General features: G+C 67.3%; 16 protein-coding genes and 1 tRNA gene. 5 read left to right on the forward strand and 12 right to left on the reverse strand.

Translation table 11 applies throughout. The features are described from left to right. Positions 1-14: 14 nt before the first annotated feature. From AQY21_RS12185 to pyrC, 4 genes are all read right to left on the reverse strand, one after another. Positions 15-377, reverse strand: coding sequence for a DMT family protein (locus tag AQY21_RS12185; RefSeq protein WP_058097914.1), 363 nt, complete (start codon positions 375-377; stop codon positions 15-17). After that, positions 374-1,873: a replicative DNA helicase gene (locus AQY21_RS12190; protein WP_058097915.1), complete on the reverse strand. Its 1,500-nt coding sequence runs from the start codon at positions 1,871-1,873 to the stop codon at positions 374-376. Before AQY21_RS12190 ends, AQY21_RS12185 begins: the two co-directional genes overlap by 4 nt. Before the next feature lie 238 nt (positions 1,874-2,111). After that, positions 2,112-2,783, reverse strand: a complete 672-nt coding sequence (locus tag AQY21_RS12195) for an orotate phosphoribosyltransferase (protein ID WP_058097916.1) — start codon at positions 2,781-2,783, stop codon at positions 2,112-2,114. Continuing rightward, positions 2,780-3,823: a dihydroorotase gene (gene pyrC, locus AQY21_RS12200; RefSeq protein WP_058097917.1), complete on the reverse strand. Its 1,044-nt coding sequence runs from the start codon at positions 3,821-3,823 to the stop codon at positions 2,780-2,782. The genes AQY21_RS12195 and pyrC overlap by 4 nt, the downstream gene beginning before the upstream one ends. Before the next feature lie 128 nt (positions 3,824-3,951). Here pyrC and AQY21_RS12205 point away from each other — a divergent pair, with 128 nt between their 5' ends. Then, positions 3,952-4,266, forward strand: a complete 315-nt coding sequence (locus AQY21_RS12205) for an antibiotic ABC transporter (protein ID WP_152988208.1) — start codon at positions 3,952-3,954, stop codon at positions 4,264-4,266. A 91-nt stretch (positions 4,267-4,357) separates the two neighbouring features. On the opposite strand, the gene gap is transcribed toward AQY21_RS12205, so the two are convergent. The 6 genes from gap to AQY21_RS12235 all read right to left on the reverse strand — a co-directional run bounded on the left by gap (position 4,358) and on the right by AQY21_RS12235 (position 10,407). Then, positions 4,358-5,359, reverse strand: a complete 1,002-nt coding sequence (gene gap / locus AQY21_RS12210) for a type I glyceraldehyde-3-phosphate dehydrogenase (protein WP_058097918.1) — start codon at positions 5,357-5,359, stop codon at positions 4,358-4,360. A 242-nt stretch (positions 5,360-5,601) separates the two neighbouring features. Next, positions 5,602-5,745 (reverse strand): hypothetical protein, encoded by a 144-nt coding sequence (locus AQY21_RS29360; RefSeq protein WP_058097919.1) that lies wholly within the window; start codon positions 5,743-5,745, stop codon positions 5,602-5,604. A gap of 216 nt (positions 5,746-5,961) precedes the next feature. Next, complete coding sequence (locus tag AQY21_RS12220; RefSeq protein WP_058097920.1) at positions 5,962-7,017, reverse strand: flagellar motor switch protein FliG; 1,056 nt, start codon at positions 7,015-7,017, stop codon at positions 5,962-5,964. Positions 7,018-7,077: 60 nt separating this feature from the next. After that, positions 7,078-8,394 carry an adenylosuccinate lyase gene (purB, locus tag AQY21_RS12225; protein WP_058097921.1) on the reverse strand — a complete coding sequence of 439 codons (1,317 nt, stop codon included), beginning with the start codon at positions 8,392-8,394 and terminating at the stop codon, positions 7,078-7,080. A 189-nt stretch (positions 8,395-8,583) separates the two neighbouring features. Next, the gene (gene glnA / locus AQY21_RS12230; RefSeq protein WP_058097922.1) at positions 8,584-9,990 is read right to left on the reverse strand and encodes a type I glutamate--ammonia ligase; all 1,407 of its coding nucleotides are present in this window, start codon (positions 9,988-9,990) and stop codon (positions 8,584-8,586) included. A gap of 78 nt (positions 9,991-10,068) precedes the next feature. Continuing rightward, entirely contained in the window at positions 10,069-10,407 is a 339-nt protein-coding gene (locus tag AQY21_RS12235) for a P-II family nitrogen regulator (protein ID WP_058097923.1), read from the reverse strand. Positions 10,408-10,560: 153 nt separating this feature from the next. Here AQY21_RS12235 and AQY21_RS12240 point away from each other — a divergent pair, with 153 nt between their 5' ends. The 4 genes from AQY21_RS12240 to AQY21_RS12255 all read left to right on the forward strand — a co-directional run bounded on the left by AQY21_RS12240 (position 10,561) and on the right by AQY21_RS12255 (position 15,494). Beyond that, positions 10,561-12,078 carry an NAD(P)H-hydrate dehydratase gene (locus AQY21_RS12240; RefSeq protein WP_238986760.1) on the forward strand — a complete coding sequence of 506 codons (1,518 nt, stop codon included), beginning with the start codon at positions 10,561-10,563 and terminating at the stop codon, positions 12,076-12,078. Positions 12,079-12,160: 82 nt separating this feature from the next. Then, a tRNA-Leu gene (locus tag AQY21_RS12245) sits at positions 12,161-12,245 on the forward strand. A 398-nt stretch (positions 12,246-12,643) separates the two neighbouring features. After that, positions 12,644-13,087, forward strand: a complete 444-nt coding sequence (locus AQY21_RS12250) for a hypothetical protein (protein WP_238986761.1) — start codon at positions 12,644-12,646, stop codon at positions 13,085-13,087. 94 nt (positions 13,088-13,181) lie between these two features. Continuing rightward, the gene (locus tag AQY21_RS12255; protein ID WP_238986762.1) at positions 13,182-15,494 is read left to right on the forward strand and encodes a Tex family protein; all 2,313 of its coding nucleotides are present in this window, start codon (positions 13,182-13,184) and stop codon (positions 15,492-15,494) included. 71 nt (positions 15,495-15,565) lie between these two features. Here AQY21_RS12255 and pdxY read toward each other — a convergent pair whose 3' ends face one another. Both pdxY and AQY21_RS12265 read right to left on the reverse strand, forming a co-directional pair. Then, entirely contained in the window at positions 15,566-16,402 is an 837-nt protein-coding gene (pdxY, locus tag AQY21_RS12260; protein ID WP_058097927.1) for a pyridoxal kinase, read from the reverse strand. Further along, positions 16,399-17,151 carry an MOSC domain-containing protein gene (locus AQY21_RS12265; protein ID WP_058097928.1) on the reverse strand — a complete coding sequence of 251 codons (753 nt, stop codon included), beginning with the start codon at positions 17,149-17,151 and terminating at the stop codon, positions 16,399-16,401. The genes pdxY and AQY21_RS12265 overlap by 4 nt, the downstream gene beginning before the upstream one ends. Positions 17,152-17,293: the final 142 nt, after the last annotated feature.

Genomic DNA, 17,293 nt, shown 5'->3' on the forward strand with positions numbered 1-17,293 from the left:
GGCACTGTTTCGCGTCAATGCGCGGAGCTGCCGAAATTGTGGAAGATCAGGAAGGCGCCGAAGCAGATGCAGGCAAAGCCGGCCGCCACGTTCCAGGTCAGCTTCTCGCCCAGCCAGGCCCAGGAGAACAGCACGAAGACCGAAAGGCTGATCACCTCCTGGATGGTCTTGAGCTGCGCGGCGTTGAAATGCCCGTAGCCGCTGCGGTTCGCCGGCACCTGCAACACGTATTCGAAGAAGGCGATGCCCCAGCTGATGAGGATCACCAGCAGAAGCGGCGCGGTCTTGAATTTCAGATGCCCATACCATGCGACGGTCATGAACAGGTTCGACAGGATCAGCAGACCGATGGTGACGAACGGCACCGGCAGGTTCATTCGGCGCGATCCCAGTTGCGATGCTTTTCCAGGTTGCCGAAACGGGTGAAGCGGCCCTCGAAGGACAGCTCGACGGTGCCGATGGGGCCGTGGCGCTGCTTGCCGATGATGACCTCGGCCTTGCCGTGGCAGGCTTCCATGATCTGCTGCCAGGCTGCCATCTTGTCCAGGTCGTGGTCGGCGGGCTTCTCGCGCTCGCGGTAATATTCCTCGCGGAAGACGAACATGACGATATCGGCGTCCTGTTCGATGCTGCCGGATTCGCGCAGGTCGGACAGCTGCGGGCGCTTGTCCTCGCGGCTCTCGACCTGGCGCGACAGCTGCGACAGCGCGATGACGGGGATGTCCAGCTCCTTGGCGACGGCCTTGAGGCCCTGGGTGATCTCGCTGACCTCGTTGACGCGGCTGTCCTTGGCCGAGGCCGCGCGCAACAGTTGCAGATAGTCTACGATCAACAGATCCAGCCCCATGGTGCGCTTGAGCTTGCGGGCCCGGGCGGCCAATTGGTTGATCGGCAGGGCCGGGGTGTCGTCGATGTAAAGCGGACAGTTTTGCAGATCGTGCGCGGCCTTGACGAAACGGCGGAACTCGTCCTCGGTCATGTCGCCGCGGCGGATCGCCTCGCTGGGAACTTCGGCAGCCTCGGACAGGATACGGGCGGCCAGCTGCTCGGCCGACATCTCCAGGCTGAAGAAGCCGACCACGCCCCCCGCCACCGCGCCATGGCTGCCGTCGGGCAATTCGCCCAGCTTGTGCGCCTTGGCGACGTTGAAGGCGATGTTGGTCGCCAGCGAGGTCTTGCCCATCGAAGGCCGCCCGGCCAGGATGATCAGGTCCGACCGGTTCAGCCCGCCCATCTTGCCGTCGAGATCGATCAGCCCGGTCGAGATGCCCGACAGCCCGCCGCCCCGGCTGAAGGCGGCATTGGCGGCGTTCAGCGCCCCGGTCACGGCGGCAAGGAAGCTCTGGAAGCCGCGCTCGCCCACGCCCTGCTCGCCGAGCTTGTAGAGGACCTGCTCGGCTTCCTTGATCTGCTCCTCGGCGGAATCGCTGACCGTGACGGTCGAGGCGCGCGCGGCGATGTCCTGCCCCAGCCCGATCAGCTCGCGCCGCAGGGCGAATTCGCGGATCATCTGCGCATAGTCGCGCGCGGCATGGGACGAGATCGCCGCCCCCGCGAGCCGCGCCAGATAGGCCGGGCCGCCCAGTTCCTTCAGGCCGGCATCATGCTCCATGAAGGCCTTGATCGTCACCGGGCTCGCCAGCGCGTTCCTGGCGATGCGCTCGGCGCAGATCTCGTAGATGCGACGGTGGACCGGGTCGTAGAAATGCCGCGCCTGGATGATGCGCGAGACATGGTCATAGACTTCGTTATTGGTCAGGAGCGCGCCCAGCAACTGCTGCTCGGCCTCGATCGAGAAGGGAACCGCCTGCGCGGCGGCGGCTTCGGCGATCTCGCCGGGCTTCCTGACTTCGACGGCGCGCAACTCGCTCATCCCATGGTCTCCGACCTTCGACTCGGCTGGGGGCCGTTATCCACCTTATGCGCCCCGGGGTCCATCGGGATATGCTGTGGATAAGCTGTGGAGGAATTGGCAGCGTCGCGCAGGTGGTTCGGAGGGCGTGGGTATTTAGACAACGGAGAAGAATGGGGTGCGGCGCCCGCCTTCTTCGTTGATCAAATACCCATGCGGCCGTGCTGAAAGGCGCTGTGCTCGCGCGTCTGGCGCTGGATCAGGAATGCGCGGCCTGCCAGGCGCGGGGATCGGTCAGGAAGCTCTCGACCTCGGAGAGCGTCGCCTCGTCATAGAAGCCCTGCGCCTTGGCCTCGGCCAGCACGTCCCACCAGGTGCAGAGATAATGCAGCTTGACGCCGTGATCGGCCAGGCGCTGCGTGGTTTCCGGGAAGATGCCGTAATAGAAGATCACCGCGGTATGGCCGCAGGTCGCCCCGGTCTCGCGGATGGCGTCGACGAAGCTCAGCTTCGAGCCGCCGTCGGTGGTCAGGTCCTCGACCAGCAGCACGCGCTGGCCCTCGGTCATGGCCCCTTCGATACGGGCGTTGCGGCCGTAGCCCTTGGGCTTCTTGCGCACGTAGGTCATGGGCAGTTCCAGCCGCTCGGCCACCCAGGCGGCGAAGGGGATGCCCGCCGTCTCGCCGCCGGCCACGTTGTCGAAGGCGGCGAAACCCGCCTCGCGCAGCACGGTCGCGGCCAGGAAATCCATCAGCGTCGAGCGGATGCGCGGAAAGCTGATCAGCTTGCGGCAGTCGATATAGGTCGGCCCCTTCAGCCCCGAGGCATAGGTGAAGGGCTCGGCCGCATTGAAATGCACCGCCTTGATCTCCAGCAGCATGCGTGCGGTCAGCCGGGCGATTTCCTCATGCGGGGGGAAGGGCAGGGTCATGCGGGATCCTCGACGTGCCAGTAGAGCGGGAAGCCGGGATCGAAGACGGTGACGGTCTCGTCGCCGGCGGGGATATGGGTCGGATATTGGGCGGGCGTGTCGCGCTTGACCAGCCGGATGCGGTCCTCGTTGGGGTCCATGCGGTAGAACGCGGCGCCGTGGAGCGAGGTGAAGCCTTCCAGCCGGTCGAGCGCACCTTCCTCCTCGAAGACCTGCGCCAGGATCGACATGGTATTCGGCGCGGTGAAGCAGCCGGCGCAGCCACAGGCCGATTCCTTGGCGCGGTCGGGATGTGGTGCCGAGTCGGTGCCGAGGAAGAAGCGTGCATCGCCCGAGGTGGCGGCGCGGCGCAGCGCCAGCCGGTGGGTTTCGCGCTTGGCGACCGGCAGGCAGTAGTAATGCGGCCGGATGCCGCCCGCCAGGATGTGGTTGCGGTTGATGACCAGGTGATGGGTGGTGATGGTCGCGCCGATATCGTCGTTGCCGGCGACATAATCCACGCCGTCCGAGGTGGTGATATGTTCCATCACCACGCGCAGGCCGGGCGTGGCGCGGCGGATCGGGTCGAGGACGCGGTCGATGAACGCCGCCTCGCGGTCGAAGATGTCCACCGCCGGATCGGTGACCTCGCCATGGAAACAGAGCGGGATGCCGGCCTGGGCCATGGCCTCGAACACGCCGCGCACCTTGTCGAAATCGCGCACGCCCGAGGCGGAATTGGTGGTCGCCCCGGCCGGGTAGAGCTTGACGGCCGAGATGATTCCCTGGCCATGGGCGGCCAGAACATCGGCCGGATCGGTGGTTTCGGTCAGGTAGAGCGTCATCAACGGACGCAACGTCATATCCGGGGCCAGCGCGGCCCGGATCCGGTCGCGATAGGCGGCCGCCTGCGTGCCGGTCACCACCGGCGGCACCAGGTTCGGCATGATGATCGCCCGGCCAAAATGGCCGGAAAATGAAGCCACTGCCTGCAACATGGCGCCATCGCGCAGGTGCAGATGCCAGTCGTCGGGGCGTCGGAGCGTCACGGATTGGGTCATGATTTTCCCTCTATACCGGGTGCGGCAGCAAGGCCATAGGGCAAAGATCTGTGCCAAACGGGCTCTTGGCATTTCGGCGCCATGGGCGCAGCCTTTCCGGCCTGTTGCTCGTGCAAAGGAAATTCGCGATGGGTTTCGGGATGATGAATTATTCGGCCATACAGGCGCCGCTGCTGCTGTGGCAGCAGATGTCGCGGATCGCCTGGGAATCGCAGATGGTTATTGCCCTGCGCACGGCGGGCATGGTGGGGCTGCTGCGACAGGACGCGGCCGAGCCGCAGCGCATGGTGATCGAAAAGGCCAATGCCGCCTCCGAGGCGCTGCATGCCGCATTGCGTGCCGCCGGGCGGGGCGAGCGCGCCGACCGGGTCATGGCGGCGGCGCTGCGGCCCTATCGCCGGCGCACCCGGGCCAATGTGCGCCGGCTGTCGGGCAAGGGCTGACGAGCGGTTCCTGCGCCGCGATGCCGGCCAGACAGGAAAAACGCGCCCTCGTTTCCGGGGCGCGTTTCGGTTTTCAATGCGGGGCTGAAGCTCAGATCAGCTTGCCCATGGCAACCGCGGTGTCCGACATGCGGTTCGAGAAACCCCATTCGTTGTCATACCAGGTCAGGATGCGGCAAAGCTTGCCCTCCATCACCTTGGTCTGGTCCATGTGGAAGACCGAGCTGTGCGAGTCGTGGTTGAAGTCCGAGGAGACCAGCGGCTCGTCGGTATAGCCCAGGATGCCCTTCAGCGCGCCGTTGGCGGCAGTGCGGATGGCGTTGTTGATCTCCTCGACCGAGGTCTCGCGGGCGGCTTCGAAAACCAGGTCCACGACCGAGACGTTCGGGGTCGGCACGCGGATCGCCACGCCGTCCAGCCGGCCCTTGAGTTCCGGCAGCACCAGGCCGACAGCCTTGGCGGCGCCGGTCGAGGTCGGGATCATCGACAGCGCGGCGGCGCGGGCGCGATACAGGTCCTTGTGCATGGTGTCCAGCGTCGGCTGGTCGCCGGTATAGCTGTGGATCGTGGTCATGAAGCCGCGGGCAATGCCGATGTTGTCGTTCAGCACCTTGGCGACGGGCGACAGGCAGTTGGTGGTGCAGCTGGCGTTCGAGACGACGATGTCGTCCTTGGTCAGCGTGTCGTGGTTCACGCCATAGACGATGGTCTTGTCGGCATTGTCGCCGGGGGCCGAGATCAGCACGCGCTTGGCGCCGGTCGAAAGATGCGGCTGCACCTTTTCCTTCGAGGCGAAGATGCCGGTGCATTCCATGATGACGTCGATGTCGCCCCAGGGCAGCTCGGCCGGGTTGCGGATCGCGGTGACCTTGATCGGGCCGCGGCCGACGTCGATCGAGTCGCCCGAGACCGTCACCTTGGCGGGAAAGCGGCCATGGACCGAATCGTAGCGCAGCAGATGCGCATTGGTTTCGACCGGGCCCAGGTCGTTGATCGCCACGACCTCGATATCATTGCGCCCCGATTCGATGATCGCGCGCAGCACGTTCCGACCGATCCGGCCAAAGCCGTTGATCGCCACCTTGACAGCCATGGGGTTCCTCCGCCGCTGATGAAGTTTCGCGCTGCAAATAGCCCGCATCGCCGGGGGAATGCAAATGCCTGAACCCGGCGGCGGCGAAAACTCGACAGAATGACGCATGTTAGCGGGGCAACTGCGGCTTATGGCCCCCGGCGATCGGTCCGAATGGCGACGCGGAGGTCCCGCGGGCCGAGTGCATCCGCCGCGCCGGGCGCCGTCCGGCGCCGGGTTCGGGCGAATCGCGCTGGCTGGGGTCAGCGCCAGAAGCTGAGATATTCGATCAGGTTGGCGAACTGCTTGCCCAGGAACACGGGGAGGCCCCAATGCAGCACCAGCGCATCCGCGGCGAACAGCCCCAGGATCAGCAAGCCCAGCACCAGCGCGATCTGATTTGTCATGCCAACTGTCCCGTGCCTGCCTTGCTTTGCGGCGTTGCCTCGTCCCGCCTTCTGCTAGGGCAGGGGGCGGATGCAGGCAAGGCTTAGCGCCTTTTGCACCTCTGCCGTCACGCCCAGCCTTGTCCTGGTCCTTGTCCCGCGGCTCTGCGCTGGCTTGCGGCAACGGCCGGAGCGGCCGGACGTGCCATTCGCTGCCGGCGCGCTTTGCCGCCCGGATCAGCCGTCCGGGCTTTCCGCTTCCCCCTCCTCGTCCTCGGGCTCCTGCGCGATCAGGAACAGGTCGCCCGCCGCCTCCATGCGACGGATGGCGACGACGACCTGGTCCATGGCCTCCTCGGCATCCCTGGCAGAGACCTTGCCGAGCGCCTCCATCTCCTCGCGCATCGAGTCGGCCAGGCGCGAGGAGATGCCGCCAAGCAGGAAATCCACGGTTTCGCGTGCCGTGCCGCGCGCTCCGGCCAGCGCCTTGAGCAGCACCGGGTTGTCCACCTCGCGCATGATGCGCGAGATGTCGCGCGGGTCGATGCGGCGGGGGATATGCGCCCAGGTGAAGATGGTCTTGCGCACCTCGCCGGCGAAGGCGGCATCGTCATCCTCGAGCCCGGCCAGCACGCTGTCGCGCATGCTGGAGGGCGAGAAGTTCAGGATGGCGCCGACCTTTTCGCCCGCCTTGCCCTCCAGCGGTGGCTGCGGCACCGCGTCGGCGGCCTGGATCAGCGCCTTGCCGATCCGCTGTAACGCCTCTGCCCCGATGCCGCCGGTCAGCGACATGGCATAGGCGATCTGGCGCGCCCGTTCCTGGTCGAGCAGGCCGAACACCTCGGCCGCGCGCGGCACCGGCAGTTTCGAGAACATCACCGCCGCGATCTCGACCGCCTCGGTCCGGGCGAGCTCGGCCAGCAGGCCCGGCGTCATGGCCGCGATGCGGTCCCAGGGATCGCCCGCACCGTTCAGCGCCGCCATGCGGCGCAACTGGTCGGTCGTATCGGGCGAGAGATGCCCGTCGAGCAGGTTCAGCGTGCCGTCGATATCGCCCGGAAAGGACAGACCGATGGATTCCAGCCGGTCGCAAAACTCGGAGATGATGGCATTGCGCGTCTCGCGGTCGATGACGCCCATCAGCGCCATTTCCTGCGCCAGATCGGTCTGCAATTCCGGCGGCAGCCGGGCGAGGTCGATATCCCCGCCCTCGGCCAGCACCAGCCGCACGATCACTGCCGCCTTTTGCCGCGGACTGAGCCCCGCCGTCGCCCCGAGCGCCGGAACAGCCATGGATTGCCCCCGATTCCAAACTTCCCGAGGGCAATCTGGCAGGGAAAAGCGAACAGGCGGTTAATGCGCGCCGTTTTCCCCGAAGACCCGGGCGAAAATCGTGTCCACATGCTTGGTGTGATAGCCCAGGTCGAATTTTTCCTCGATCTCGGCGGGCGAGAGCGCGGCCGTCACCTCGGCATCGGCCAGCAGCTCGGTCTTGAAATCGGCGCCCTGTTCCCAGACCTTCATGGCATTGCGCTGCACCAGGCGATAGGCGTCTTCGCGGCTGACGCCGGCCTGGGTCAGGGCCAGCAGCACGCGCTGCGACATGACCAGCCCCTTGAACTTGTTCATGTTCTTCAACATGTTCTCGGGATAGACCACCAGCTTTTCGATCACCCCGGCCAGGCGGTTCAGGGCGAAGTCCAGGGTGATGGTCGCATCGGGGGCGATGCCGCGCTCGACCGAGGAATGGCTGATGTCGCGCTCATGCCACAGCGCCACGTTCTCCATTGCCGGGACCACCGCCATGCGCACCAGCCGGGCGAGGCCGGTCAGGTTCTCGGTCAAGACCGGGTTCCTTTTGTGCGGCATGGCCGAGCTGCCCTTCTGGCCGGGGCTGAAATATTCCTCGGCCTCGAGCACTTCGGTGCGCTGCATGTGGCGGATCTCGATGGCGATGTTCTCGATCGAGCTGGCGATCACGCCCAGCGTGGCAAAGAACATCGCGTGGCGGTCGCGCGGGATGACCTGGGTCGAGATCGGCTCGGGGGAGAGGCCCATTTTCGCGCAGACATGCTCCTCGACGCGGGGGTCGATATTGGCGAAGGTGCCGACCGCGCCCGAGATGGCGCCGGTCGCCACTTCCTCGCGGGCGCGTTCCAGCCGCTCGCGGCCGCGCGCCATCTCGGCATAGAAACGGGCGAAGGTCAGGCCCATGGTGGTCGGCTCGGCATGGATGCCGTGGCTGCGGCCGATGCGGATGGTGTCCTTGTGCTCGTAGGCGCGCTTCTTCAGCGCGGCCAGGACCTTGTCCATGTCGGCCAGCAGGATGTCCGCGGCGCGCACCAGCTGCACGTTCAGCGTGGTGTCCAGCACGTCCGAGCTGGTCATGCCCTGGTGGACGAAGCGCGCCTCCTCGGCGCCGATATGCTCGGCCAGATGGGTCAGGAAGGCGATGACGTCATGCTTGGTCACGGCCTCGATCTCGTCGATGCGGGCGACGTCGAACTCGACATCCTTGGCCTTCCAGACCGCCTCGGCATTCTCGCGCGGGATCACGCCCAGATCGGCCTGGGCGTCGCAGGCATGGGCCTCGATCTCGTACCAGATCCTGAATTTGGTCTCGGGCGACCAGATGGCGACCATTTCGGGGCGGGCATAGCGCGGGATCATCGGGGGCTCCTGTGTTTGCGCGGCTTTTAGACGCTTGCCCCCCGCCCCGCAACCGCGCGCGCTGTCGGCGCGGCATTCGGCAGGCAGGCCGCAAGGAAGAACGCCCGCCCCTTCGCACCGGGAATACCCCGTCCAAAGGAAAAGCCGCCCCGGGGGGCGGCTTTCCCGTGTCACTGTCCCGGCTGCGGATCAGCAGCTGTAATACATCGCGTATTCGATGGGATGCGGGGTATGCTCATAGGCATAGACCTCTTCCCATTTCAGCTTGATGTAGCCTTCCAACTGGTCGCGGGTGAAGACGTCGCCGGCGAGCAGGAAGTCCATGTCCTTCTCCAGCTCCTCCAGCGCCTCGCGCAGCGAACCGCAGACGGTCGGGATCTCGGCCAGTTCCTCGGGCGGCAGGTCGTAGAGATCCTTGTCCGAGGCCGGGCCCGGGTCGATCTTGTTCTTGATGCCGTCGAGGCCGGCCATCAGCAGCGCCGCGAAGGCCAGGTAGGGGTTCGCCGCCGGGTCAGGGAAACGGGCCTCGACGCGCTTGGCCTTGGGCGACTCGGTCCACGGGATCCGCACGCAGCCCGAGCGGTTGCGGGCCGAATAGGCGCGCAGCACCGGGGCCTCGAAGCCGGGGATCAGCCGCTTGTAGCTGTTGGTCGCCGGGTTGGTCAGCGCATTGAGCGCCTTGGCGTGCTTGAGGATGCCGCCGATGAACCACAGCGCCTCTTGCGACAGGTCGGCATATTTGTCGCCGGCGAACAGCGGCTTGCCGTCCTTCCAGATCGACATGTTCACATGCATCCCCGAGCCGTTGTCGCCCTTCATCGGCTTCGGCATGAAGGTCGCGGTCTTGCCATAGGCGGCGGCGACGTTGTGGATGACGTATTTATATTTCTGGATGTTGTCGGCCTGCTCGGTCAGCCCGCCGAAGATCATGCCAAGCTCGTGCTGGGCGGTGGCGACCTCGTGGTGGTGCTTGTCGACCTTGATGCCCATGCGCTTCATGGTCGAGAGCATCTCGCCGCGGATGTCCTGGGCTGCGTCGATCGGGTTCACCGGGAAATAGCCGCCCTTGTGGGCCGCGCGATGGCCGAGGTTGCCGTCCTCATAGACGGTGTCGGTATTCCAGGCGGCATCGACCGAATCGAGCTCGAAGGAGACCTTCTGCGGCGTGACCGAATAGCGCACGTCGTCGAACAGGAAGAACTCCGCCTCGGGGCCGAAATAGGCCGCGTCGCCGATGCCCGAGGATTTCAGATAGGCCTCGGCCTTCAGCGCCGTGCCGCGCGGGTCGCGGGCATAGGGCTCGCCGGTGTCGGGCTCGACCACGTTGCAATGCACGCAGAGGGTCTTTTCGGCGTAGAACGGGTCGATATAGGCCGAGGACGCATCCGGCATCAGCTTCATGTCGGACTGGTCGATCGATTTCCAGCCGGCGATCGAGGAGCCGTCGAACATGAAGCCTTCCTCGAAGAAGTCCTCGTCCACCAGATCGGCGACCAGCGTCACGTGCTGCAACTTGCCCTTGGGATCGGTGAAGCGGACGTCGACATATTCGACCTCCTCGGCCTTCATCAGATCCAGAACGTCCTTGACTGTCATTGGGATCCTTCCTCCATCAGTCTGCCCGGCGCCGCCGCCGGGCATGTGTCATTGGTTTCAGAGTGCGGGTGGGCGGGATCAGACCGCGTCGTCGCCGGTTTCGCCGGTGCGGATGCGGATGGCCTGTTCGACCGGCAGGATGAAGATCTTGCCGTCGCCGATCTTCTCGGTGCGCGCGGCCGAGATGATGGCATCGACGGCGGCGTCGACCAGGTCGTCGGGCAGCACCATCTCGATCTTCACCTTGGGCAGGAAGTCCACCACATATTCCGCGCCGCGATAAAGCTCGGTATGGCCCTTCTGCCGGCCGAAGCCCTTGACCTCGGTGACCGAGAGGCCCTGGACGCCGACTTCCTGAAGGGCCTCTTTCACATCGTCCAGTTTGAAGGGCTTGATGATGGCTTCGACTTTCTTCATCGCCTGATCCTTCTCTCGCGACTTGCCTGCGCCCTGATTGGCGGGTTTGATGATGCGCGTCCATGCGGCTTGATGGGGAAAGCGGCATGCAGACAGGGAATCCCGGGCGTGTGCCCGATTATTATGCAGGTTGCCTGAATTATGTGCGATGAAATGGCCCAGCGGCCCGAGATCCTGACGACTCGAGAGATGCGAGCGGTCGAGGGTGCCGCCATCGGAAGCGGCAGCGTCACCGGACCCGCGCTGATGGAGCGAGCCGGCGCGGGTGTGCTGCACGAGATGCTGGCGCTGTGGCCCGAGTTCGAGCGCCCGGGGCACGCGGTGATTCTCTGCGGGCCGGGCAACAATGGTGGCGACGGCTATGTCGTGGCGCGGCTGCTGGCCGAGCGCGGCTGGCAGGTGCGGCTGGCGGCGCTGGCCCCGCCCGCCACGCCGGATGCGCAACTGGCGGCGGCTTGCTGGCAGGGCGAGGTGGCGGCGCTGTCCGCTCTTGGTCCCCAGGATTTCCCGCCCGGCTCGCTCTGCGTCGATGCGCTGTTCGGCACCGGGCTGGTACGGCCGCTGGCACCCGAGATCGCGGCGGCCTTGCGGCTGGCGGCGGTGCGGGGCTGCCGCATCGTCGCGGTCGACATCCTCAGCGGGCTTTGTGCCGATAGCGGCCGGGTTCTAGGCGGGTTGGACCTGCCCAGGGCGGCGCTGACCGTCAGCTTCCAGCGCGCCAAGCTGGGCCATGTGCTGGCACAGGGCGGGACGCTTGGCGGCACGCTGCGCATCGTCGATATCGGCATCAACGGCTGGATGGCGGCGGCGGGGGAGCCCGCGCGGTTCGCCGGGCCGCTGCCGGCCCTGGCCAAGCGGGCCGGGCATAAATACGACCACGGCCATGCGCTGGTGCTGGGCGGCGGGCCGGGACGCGGCGGCGCGGCGCGGCTGGCGGCGGGGGCGGCGCTGCGCGTCGGTGCCGGGCTGGTGACGCTGGCCTGCCCGCCCGAGGCGCTGGCGGAAAATGCCGCGCGGCTGGACGCGGTGATGCTGCGTCCCGTCTCCGACCGCGCCGGGCTGGAGCAATTGCTGGGGGATCCGCGCTTCAACGCGCTGGGCCTCGGCCCCGGCCTGGGGCTGGACCGGGCGCGGGATCTGGTGCCGGCGGTGCTGGCCGCGGGCCGGGCGGCGCTGCTCGATGCCGATGCGCTGACCGCTTTCGCCGGGGCGCCCGATGCGCTGCTGGACGCGCTGCATCCGCGGGCGGTGCTGACCCCGCATGGCGGCGAATTTGCCCGGCTGTTTCCCGATCTGGCGCAGCGGCTCGAGGCCCCTGCCGAGACCGGGCCGGCCTTCTCGCGGCTGGATGCGGCGCGACAGGCCGCGGACCGGGCCGGCTGCGTGGTGCTGCTGAAGGGGCCGGACACGGTGATCGCGGCGCCGGGGGGCGAGGCGCGCATCGCCGCCGCCGTGGGCGAGGCGGCCGCGCCCTGGCTGGCGACGGCGGGTGCGGGTGATGTGCTGTCGGGCATCGTCGCCGGGCTGCTGGCGCGCGGCTTCGCGCCGCTGGAGGCCGCCGCGACCGGCGCCTGGCTGCATGCCGAGGCGGCGCGCGATTTCGGCCCCGGCCTGATCGCCGAGGACCTGCCCGAGCGGATTCCGGCGGTGCTGCGGCGCCTTGGCTGCTGAACTTTCCGCTCGCAACCCGGAGAGGGCTTTGCTAAGAGGGGCGCCGATCCCTTGCGGCCTGCCGGCCGGCGCGGATCGCGATGCGGGTGTGGCGAAATTGGCAGACGCACCAGATTTAGGTTCTGGCGCCGCAAGGCGTGGGGGTTCAAGTCCCTCCACCCGCACCATTCTGAAGATCCTTGAAATCATCTCTCCGTGCGCTGTTCGCCGGGCCCTGCCTGCCGCGATCTGCCTTGCGCTGCGCGCAGAAAAGCCCGGCCAGTAGCCTGCGGGCCGTCGGCATATGCGGCAAGCGCCCTGCGGGGCGGGTTGTCCAGCGGCAAGCCGGGACAGGGCTTCGCCAGCCAGCCGCAACCTGAGGCTGTTCGGCGCGGCTGCGATTTGTTCCCGCGATAATTCATCAATAACAATGTCTTGAACTATCGCTGTTGAGGATTCGTTAACCTGTCCTAAAGGGCAACTGGCCTGAATCAAGCGGATCGTTTTAATTGTATCTTATTAAGTGATCTCTATTGTTGGTTGGTGAGTGATGTTGGTGAATGGCAAGGCCATGCATGCGGCTGGCATGCAATATCCCTATGGCGACCACGGCAGCCTGACCTTTCTTCAGGTCCCCGGAATCGGGGTTGGCGGCCAGAGCTTCTCGGGCTCGGTGGCGGATTGGTGCGCAGAGGGTTTCTCGATCTGCGAAAGCTACCTGATCGAGGCGCAGACCCTTTTCATCGAAGGCGATCCCTCAGGGTTCTTGGCCATGGCCGAGGCTCAGCTCGACGCCGAGCTGGTCGATGAGGCGCTGCTGCATGCCAATGCGCTGCTGAAGGGCGTGGCCTTCCGCAGCCTGGCCGGGCGGCTGCAACTGGTCGAGAACGGCGATGCGCCGCTTGGCCTGAACTGGACCGCCATCGCCAACCTGTGGTGCGCGATGGAGACGACCAAGGGCGACATGCGCATGCCGCGCCTGGAGCCGGAGTTCGAGCGGCGGATGCGCGCGGCGATGCGGCTGTCCTGAACGGTTTCTGCGGTCCGGTTTTCTGCGGTCGACCGGTCGGAATGCTTGGATCGCGGGCCGGTTTTGGCTATGACGGCGCTCCAGTCAGCAGAGGATGCCGCCCGTGGACGCGACCGACCGCATAGCCCGCACCATCGCCGCCGAGATCAGCGCCAGCCCCGCCCAGGTTGCGGCGGCGGCCAGCCTGCTGGACGGGGGCGCAACCGTGCCCTTCGTCGCACGCTATCGCAAGGAGGCGACAGGCGGGCTGGACGACACCCAGCTGCGGACGCTGTCGGAACGGTTGGCCTATCTGCGCGAGCTCGAAGCGCGGCGGGCCTCGATCCTCGAATCGATCAAGGGGCAGGGCAAGCTGACCGACGAACTGGCCCGCGCCATCGCCGGGGCGGAAACCAAGGCCACGCTGGAAGACATCTACCTGCCCTTCAAGCCCAAGCGCCGCACCAAGGCGATGATCGCGCGGGAAAACGGGCTGGAGCCGCTGCTGCGCGCCATCCAGGACGATCGTGCCGCCGAGCCCGAGGCACTGGCGGCGGGCTATGTCTCGGAATCGGTGCCGGATGTGAAATCGGCGCTGGACGGCGCGCGCGACATCCTGGTCGAGGAGCTTTCCGAGAATGCGGCGCTGCTGGGCCGGCTGCGCGAATTCATGCAGGCCGAGGCGATCATCTCGGCCAAGGTGGTGCCGGGCAAGGAGCAGGTCGGCGCCAAGTTCAGCGATTATTTCGACCAGTCCGAGAAATGGGCGGCGATCCCGGCGCATCGGGCGCTGGCGATCCTGCGCGGCGCCAAGGAAGAGGTGCTGACCATCGAGATCGCCCCCGAGCCGGAAACCGGCACGTCGCGGGCCGAGGGCATCGTCGCCTCGGCCCTGGGGCGGCTGGGCGACCAGCCGGGCGACAGGTGGCTGCGCAAGGTGGCGGGCTGGTGCTGGCGGGTGCGGCTGTCGAACACGATGTATATCGACCTGCTGACCGAGCTGCGCGCCCGCGCCCATGCCGAGGCGATCCGGGTTTTCGCCCGCAATCTCAAGGACCTGCTACTGGCCTCGCCCGCCGGGCCGCGCCCGACCCTCGGGCTGGATCCCGGCATCCGCACCGGCGTCAAGCTGGCCGCGGTGGACGGTACCGGCAAGCTGGTCGAGACGGCGACGCTTTATCCCTTTCCGCCTAAATCCGACCTGCGCGGGGCGGAAGCGGCGCTGGCCGCCGCCATCACCCGCCACAAGATCGAGCTGATCGCCATCGGCAACGGCACTGCCAGCCGCGAGACCGAGCGCTTCGTGGCCGAGGTGCTGAAGCGCCTGCCCGAGGGCGTGAAGCAGCCGGTCAAGGTGATCGTCAGCGAGGCCGGCGCCTCGGTCTATTCCGCCTCGGAACTGGCTGCGAAGGAGTTTCCCGGCCTCGACGTGTCCTTGCGCGGCGCGGTCTCGATCGCGCGGCGGTTGCAGGATCCGCTGGCCGAACTGGTCAAGGTGCCGCCTGAATCAATCGGCGTCGGGCAATACCAGCACGACGTGGACCAGCGGCATCTGGCCAGGACGCTGGAGGCGGTGGTCGAGGATGCGGTGAACGCGGTGGGGGTGGATCTGAACACCGCCTCGGCCCCGCTGTTGGCGCATGTGGCCGGGCTGGGTCCGTCGCTGGCGCAGAACATCGTGGCCTGGCGCGACGAGAATGGCGCCTTCCCGTCGCGCGCGGCGCTGAAGAAGGTCGGCGGGCTTGGTCCGCGCGCCTTCGAGCAATGCGCGGGCTTCCTGCGCATCCGCGACGGCAAGGAGCCGCTGGACGCTTCCTCGGTCCATCCCGAGGCTTACGGCGTCGCGCGCAGGATCGTCGCCGCCTGCGGCCGCGACATCCGCCAGATCATGGGCAATGGCGCGGCGCTGAAGGGTATCCGGGCGGAAGCCTTCGTCGACGAGCATTTCGGCCTGCCCACCATCCGCGACATCCTCTCCGAACTGGAAAAGCCCGGCCGCGACCCGCGCCCCAGCTTCGTCACGGCGAGCTTCGCCGAGGGGGTCGAGGACATCAAGGATCTGCGCCCGGGCATGGCGCTGGAAGGCACGGTGACGAATGTGGCGGCCTTCGGCGCCTTCGTCGATATCGGCGTGCATCAGGACGGGTTGGTGCATATCAGCCAGCTCGCCGACCGGTTCGTGAAGGACCCGAACGAGGTGGTGAAGGTCGGCGACGTGGTCAAGGTCCGGGTGACCGAGGTGGACGTGGCGCGCAAGCGCATCGGCCTGACCATGCGCAAGGATGGCGGCGCCTCGGCCCGCGACGCGCAGAAGGAGCGCGGACCCAGGGCCCAGCCGGGCCGAGGCCCGAAATCCGCGGCGCCCGCCGGCAAGGAACAGCCCGGCGCCCTGGGCGCGGCGCTGCTGAACGCGCTGCGCAAGGATTAGGGGGCTCTGCCCCCGTCGTGCCTGCGGCCCGACTCCCCCGGGATATTTGGGCACGAAAGAAGCCCGCGGCATCAGGGCCTGAGCAACGCGGTGCGGAATTCGGGGTCGGAAAGCACCACCTCCTTGGTGCCAAGCTCCGCCGCCCGGCTGAGCGCGCGCGCGGTCTGGATCTGTGCGAATTCGACGGCCTGCGCCAGGCTGCGACCCTGCCCCAGCGCGGCGGTGATCAGCCCGGCGAGCAGGTCTCCGGTCCCGGCCAGGGCCACGGGCAGGTGCGGCGTCGGATGGCGCGTCAGCCCCTGTGGTCCCCGGATCACGCTTTCCAGCATGCCGGGCGCGGTCTCGCGCAGCTTGCAGCCGGTGACGATCAACTGCGCCTGGGGCGCCATGCGCAGGGCCAGCGCGGCGCGGTGGATGTCGGCCAATTCCGCGATGGGCTGGCCGGTCAGCCAGGCGACCTCGAACGGGTTGGGCGAGGCGATGTCGGCCATGGGCAGCAGCCGGTCGCGGAAGGTGTCGGCGATCTCCTGCGGCACATAGAGGCCGGGCTGCTCGTCCCCCAGAACCGGGTCGCAGTAATAGCGCAGGCGCGGGTTCGCCGCCTTGGCGCGGGCGACGAAATCGGCGGTCAACTGCGCCACTTCGACCGAGCCGATATAGCCGGTCAGCAGGAAATCCGCGCGCTCGGGCAGGCCGCGATCCCAGGCGCCTTGCAGCAGGTCGGCGAAGAAATCACCGGGCAAGGGCCGGCCGCGCAGGGTCGGATAATCGGGCGTGTTGGAAAAGATCACCGTCGGGATCGGCGTCACCTCCAGCCCCGCCGCCAGCATCGGGAACACCGCCGCCGAATTGCCGACATGACCCATGACCACCTGGCTCTGGATCGAGATCACCAGCGGGCGGGTCATGCGCGGCCCTCCAGCCGCTGCGACCAGTCCTCGACCCGGCCGCTTTCCAGTCGGCGGATGGCATAGCGCCGCCAGCCTTCGGCCAGAACGTCCAGCGCGGCGATGCCCTGCAACTCGCCAAGGTTCAGCCGGTCCACATAGAGCGCATGCCACAGCCGGCGTAGCGTCCAGTCCGGCGCCACGCGATCAATCAGCTCCAGCCGATCGCCGGTCGTCACGATTCCCGGCTCCAGCACGCGGTAATACCAGCCGGTGCGGCCGCTTTCCTGCACGCGCCGCGCCATGGCCTCGACCCCGAAGCGGCGGTTCAGCTTCCAGCACGGCTGGCGGCCCTGCGAGACCTGCACCAGCGCCGTGCCGAGCCGGAAGATGTCGCCCACCGCGACCTCCGCCTCGGTCAGCCTCCGGGTCGAGATGTTCTCGCCAAAGGCGCCGGGCGCCTCCAGCAACCGCCTGATTTCACCGTTTTCCAAATACTCCACGGGGGTCCGGGGGTGTGAAACCCCCGGCGGTTCCGCCGGGCGCAGCGGCCCAAGCTCTTCGCGCCATGCCGCATAATGGTCGAATGGATAATGATGCACGGCCTTTTCCGGCCCGCCATGCACGCGACGGTCGGCCTGCTCGTCGCCGGAAAACCCCTCGGGGCCAAGTGCCAGCGGGCGATCCACCGGGCGCTTGTCGATGCCGCTTTTCTGGTCGCTTCCGGGCAGCGGGGCGGCCTTGCCCGTCAACAGGATGATCTCCGCCATGGCTTCCCTCTGCTCGCGCGTCGCGCCCAGATTAGCCGAACCCCTCGCAGGCTCAAGGCCGCGGGGCGGGAATCGGGCGGCCCTGGCACCGCCCGAACCATGGGCAGTGCCGCCCTCAGCTGCCCGTATATTGCGCAGATCC

This window comes from Paracoccus sp. MKU1 (assembly GCF_001447385.1).
Lineage (GTDB): Bacteria > Pseudomonadota > Alphaproteobacteria > Rhodobacterales > Rhodobacteraceae > Paracoccus.

Excerpts from the sequence above, each read along its gene's own strand:
- AQY21_RS12185 (WP_058097914.1), bottom strand. The coding sequence starts at position 377 with ATGAACCTGCCGGTGCCGTTCGTCACCATCGGTCTGCTGATCCTGTCG.
- AQY21_RS12190 (WP_058097915.1), bottom strand. The coding sequence starts at position 1,873 with ATGAGCGAGTTGCGCGCCGTCGAAGTCAGGAAGCCCGGCGAGATCGCC.
- AQY21_RS12195 (WP_058097916.1), bottom strand. The coding sequence starts at position 2,783 with ATGACCCTGCCCTTCCCCCCGCATGAGGAAATCGCCCGGCTGACCGCA.
- pyrC (WP_058097917.1), bottom strand. The coding sequence starts at position 3,823 with ATGACCCAATCCGTGACGCTCCGACGCCCCGACGACTGGCATCTGCAC.
- AQY21_RS12205 (WP_152988208.1), top strand. The coding sequence starts at position 3,952 with ATGGGTTTCGGGATGATGAATTATTCGGCCATACAGGCGCCGCTGCTG.
- gap (WP_058097918.1), bottom strand. The coding sequence starts at position 5,359 with ATGGCTGTCAAGGTGGCGATCAACGGCTTTGGCCGGATCGGTCGGAAC.
- AQY21_RS29360 (WP_058097919.1), bottom strand. The coding sequence starts at position 5,745 with ATGACAAATCAGATCGCGCTGGTGCTGGGCTTGCTGATCCTGGGGCTG.
- AQY21_RS12220 (WP_058097920.1), bottom strand. The coding sequence starts at position 7,017 with ATGGCTGTTCCGGCGCTCGGGGCGACGGCGGGGCTCAGTCCGCGGCAA.
- purB (WP_058097921.1), bottom strand. The coding sequence starts at position 8,394 with ATGATCCCGCGCTATGCCCGCCCCGAAATGGTCGCCATCTGGTCGCCC.
- glnA (WP_058097922.1), bottom strand. The coding sequence starts at position 9,990 with ATGACAGTCAAGGACGTTCTGGATCTGATGAAGGCCGAGGAGGTCGAA.
- AQY21_RS12235 (WP_058097923.1), bottom strand. The coding sequence starts at position 10,407 with ATGAAGAAAGTCGAAGCCATCATCAAGCCCTTCAAACTGGACGATGTG.
- AQY21_RS12240 (WP_238986760.1), top strand. The coding sequence starts at position 10,561 with ATGGCCCAGCGGCCCGAGATCCTGACGACTCGAGAGATGCGAGCGGTC.
- AQY21_RS12250 (WP_238986761.1), top strand. The coding sequence starts at position 12,644 with ATGCAATATCCCTATGGCGACCACGGCAGCCTGACCTTTCTTCAGGTC.
- AQY21_RS12255 (WP_238986762.1), top strand. The coding sequence starts at position 13,182 with ATGCCGCCCGTGGACGCGACCGACCGCATAGCCCGCACCATCGCCGCC.
- pdxY (WP_058097927.1), bottom strand. The coding sequence starts at position 16,402 with ATGACCCGCCCGCTGGTGATCTCGATCCAGAGCCAGGTGGTCATGGGT.
- AQY21_RS12265 (WP_058097928.1), bottom strand. The coding sequence starts at position 17,151 with ATGGCGGAGATCATCCTGTTGACGGGCAAGGCCGCCCCGCTGCCCGGA.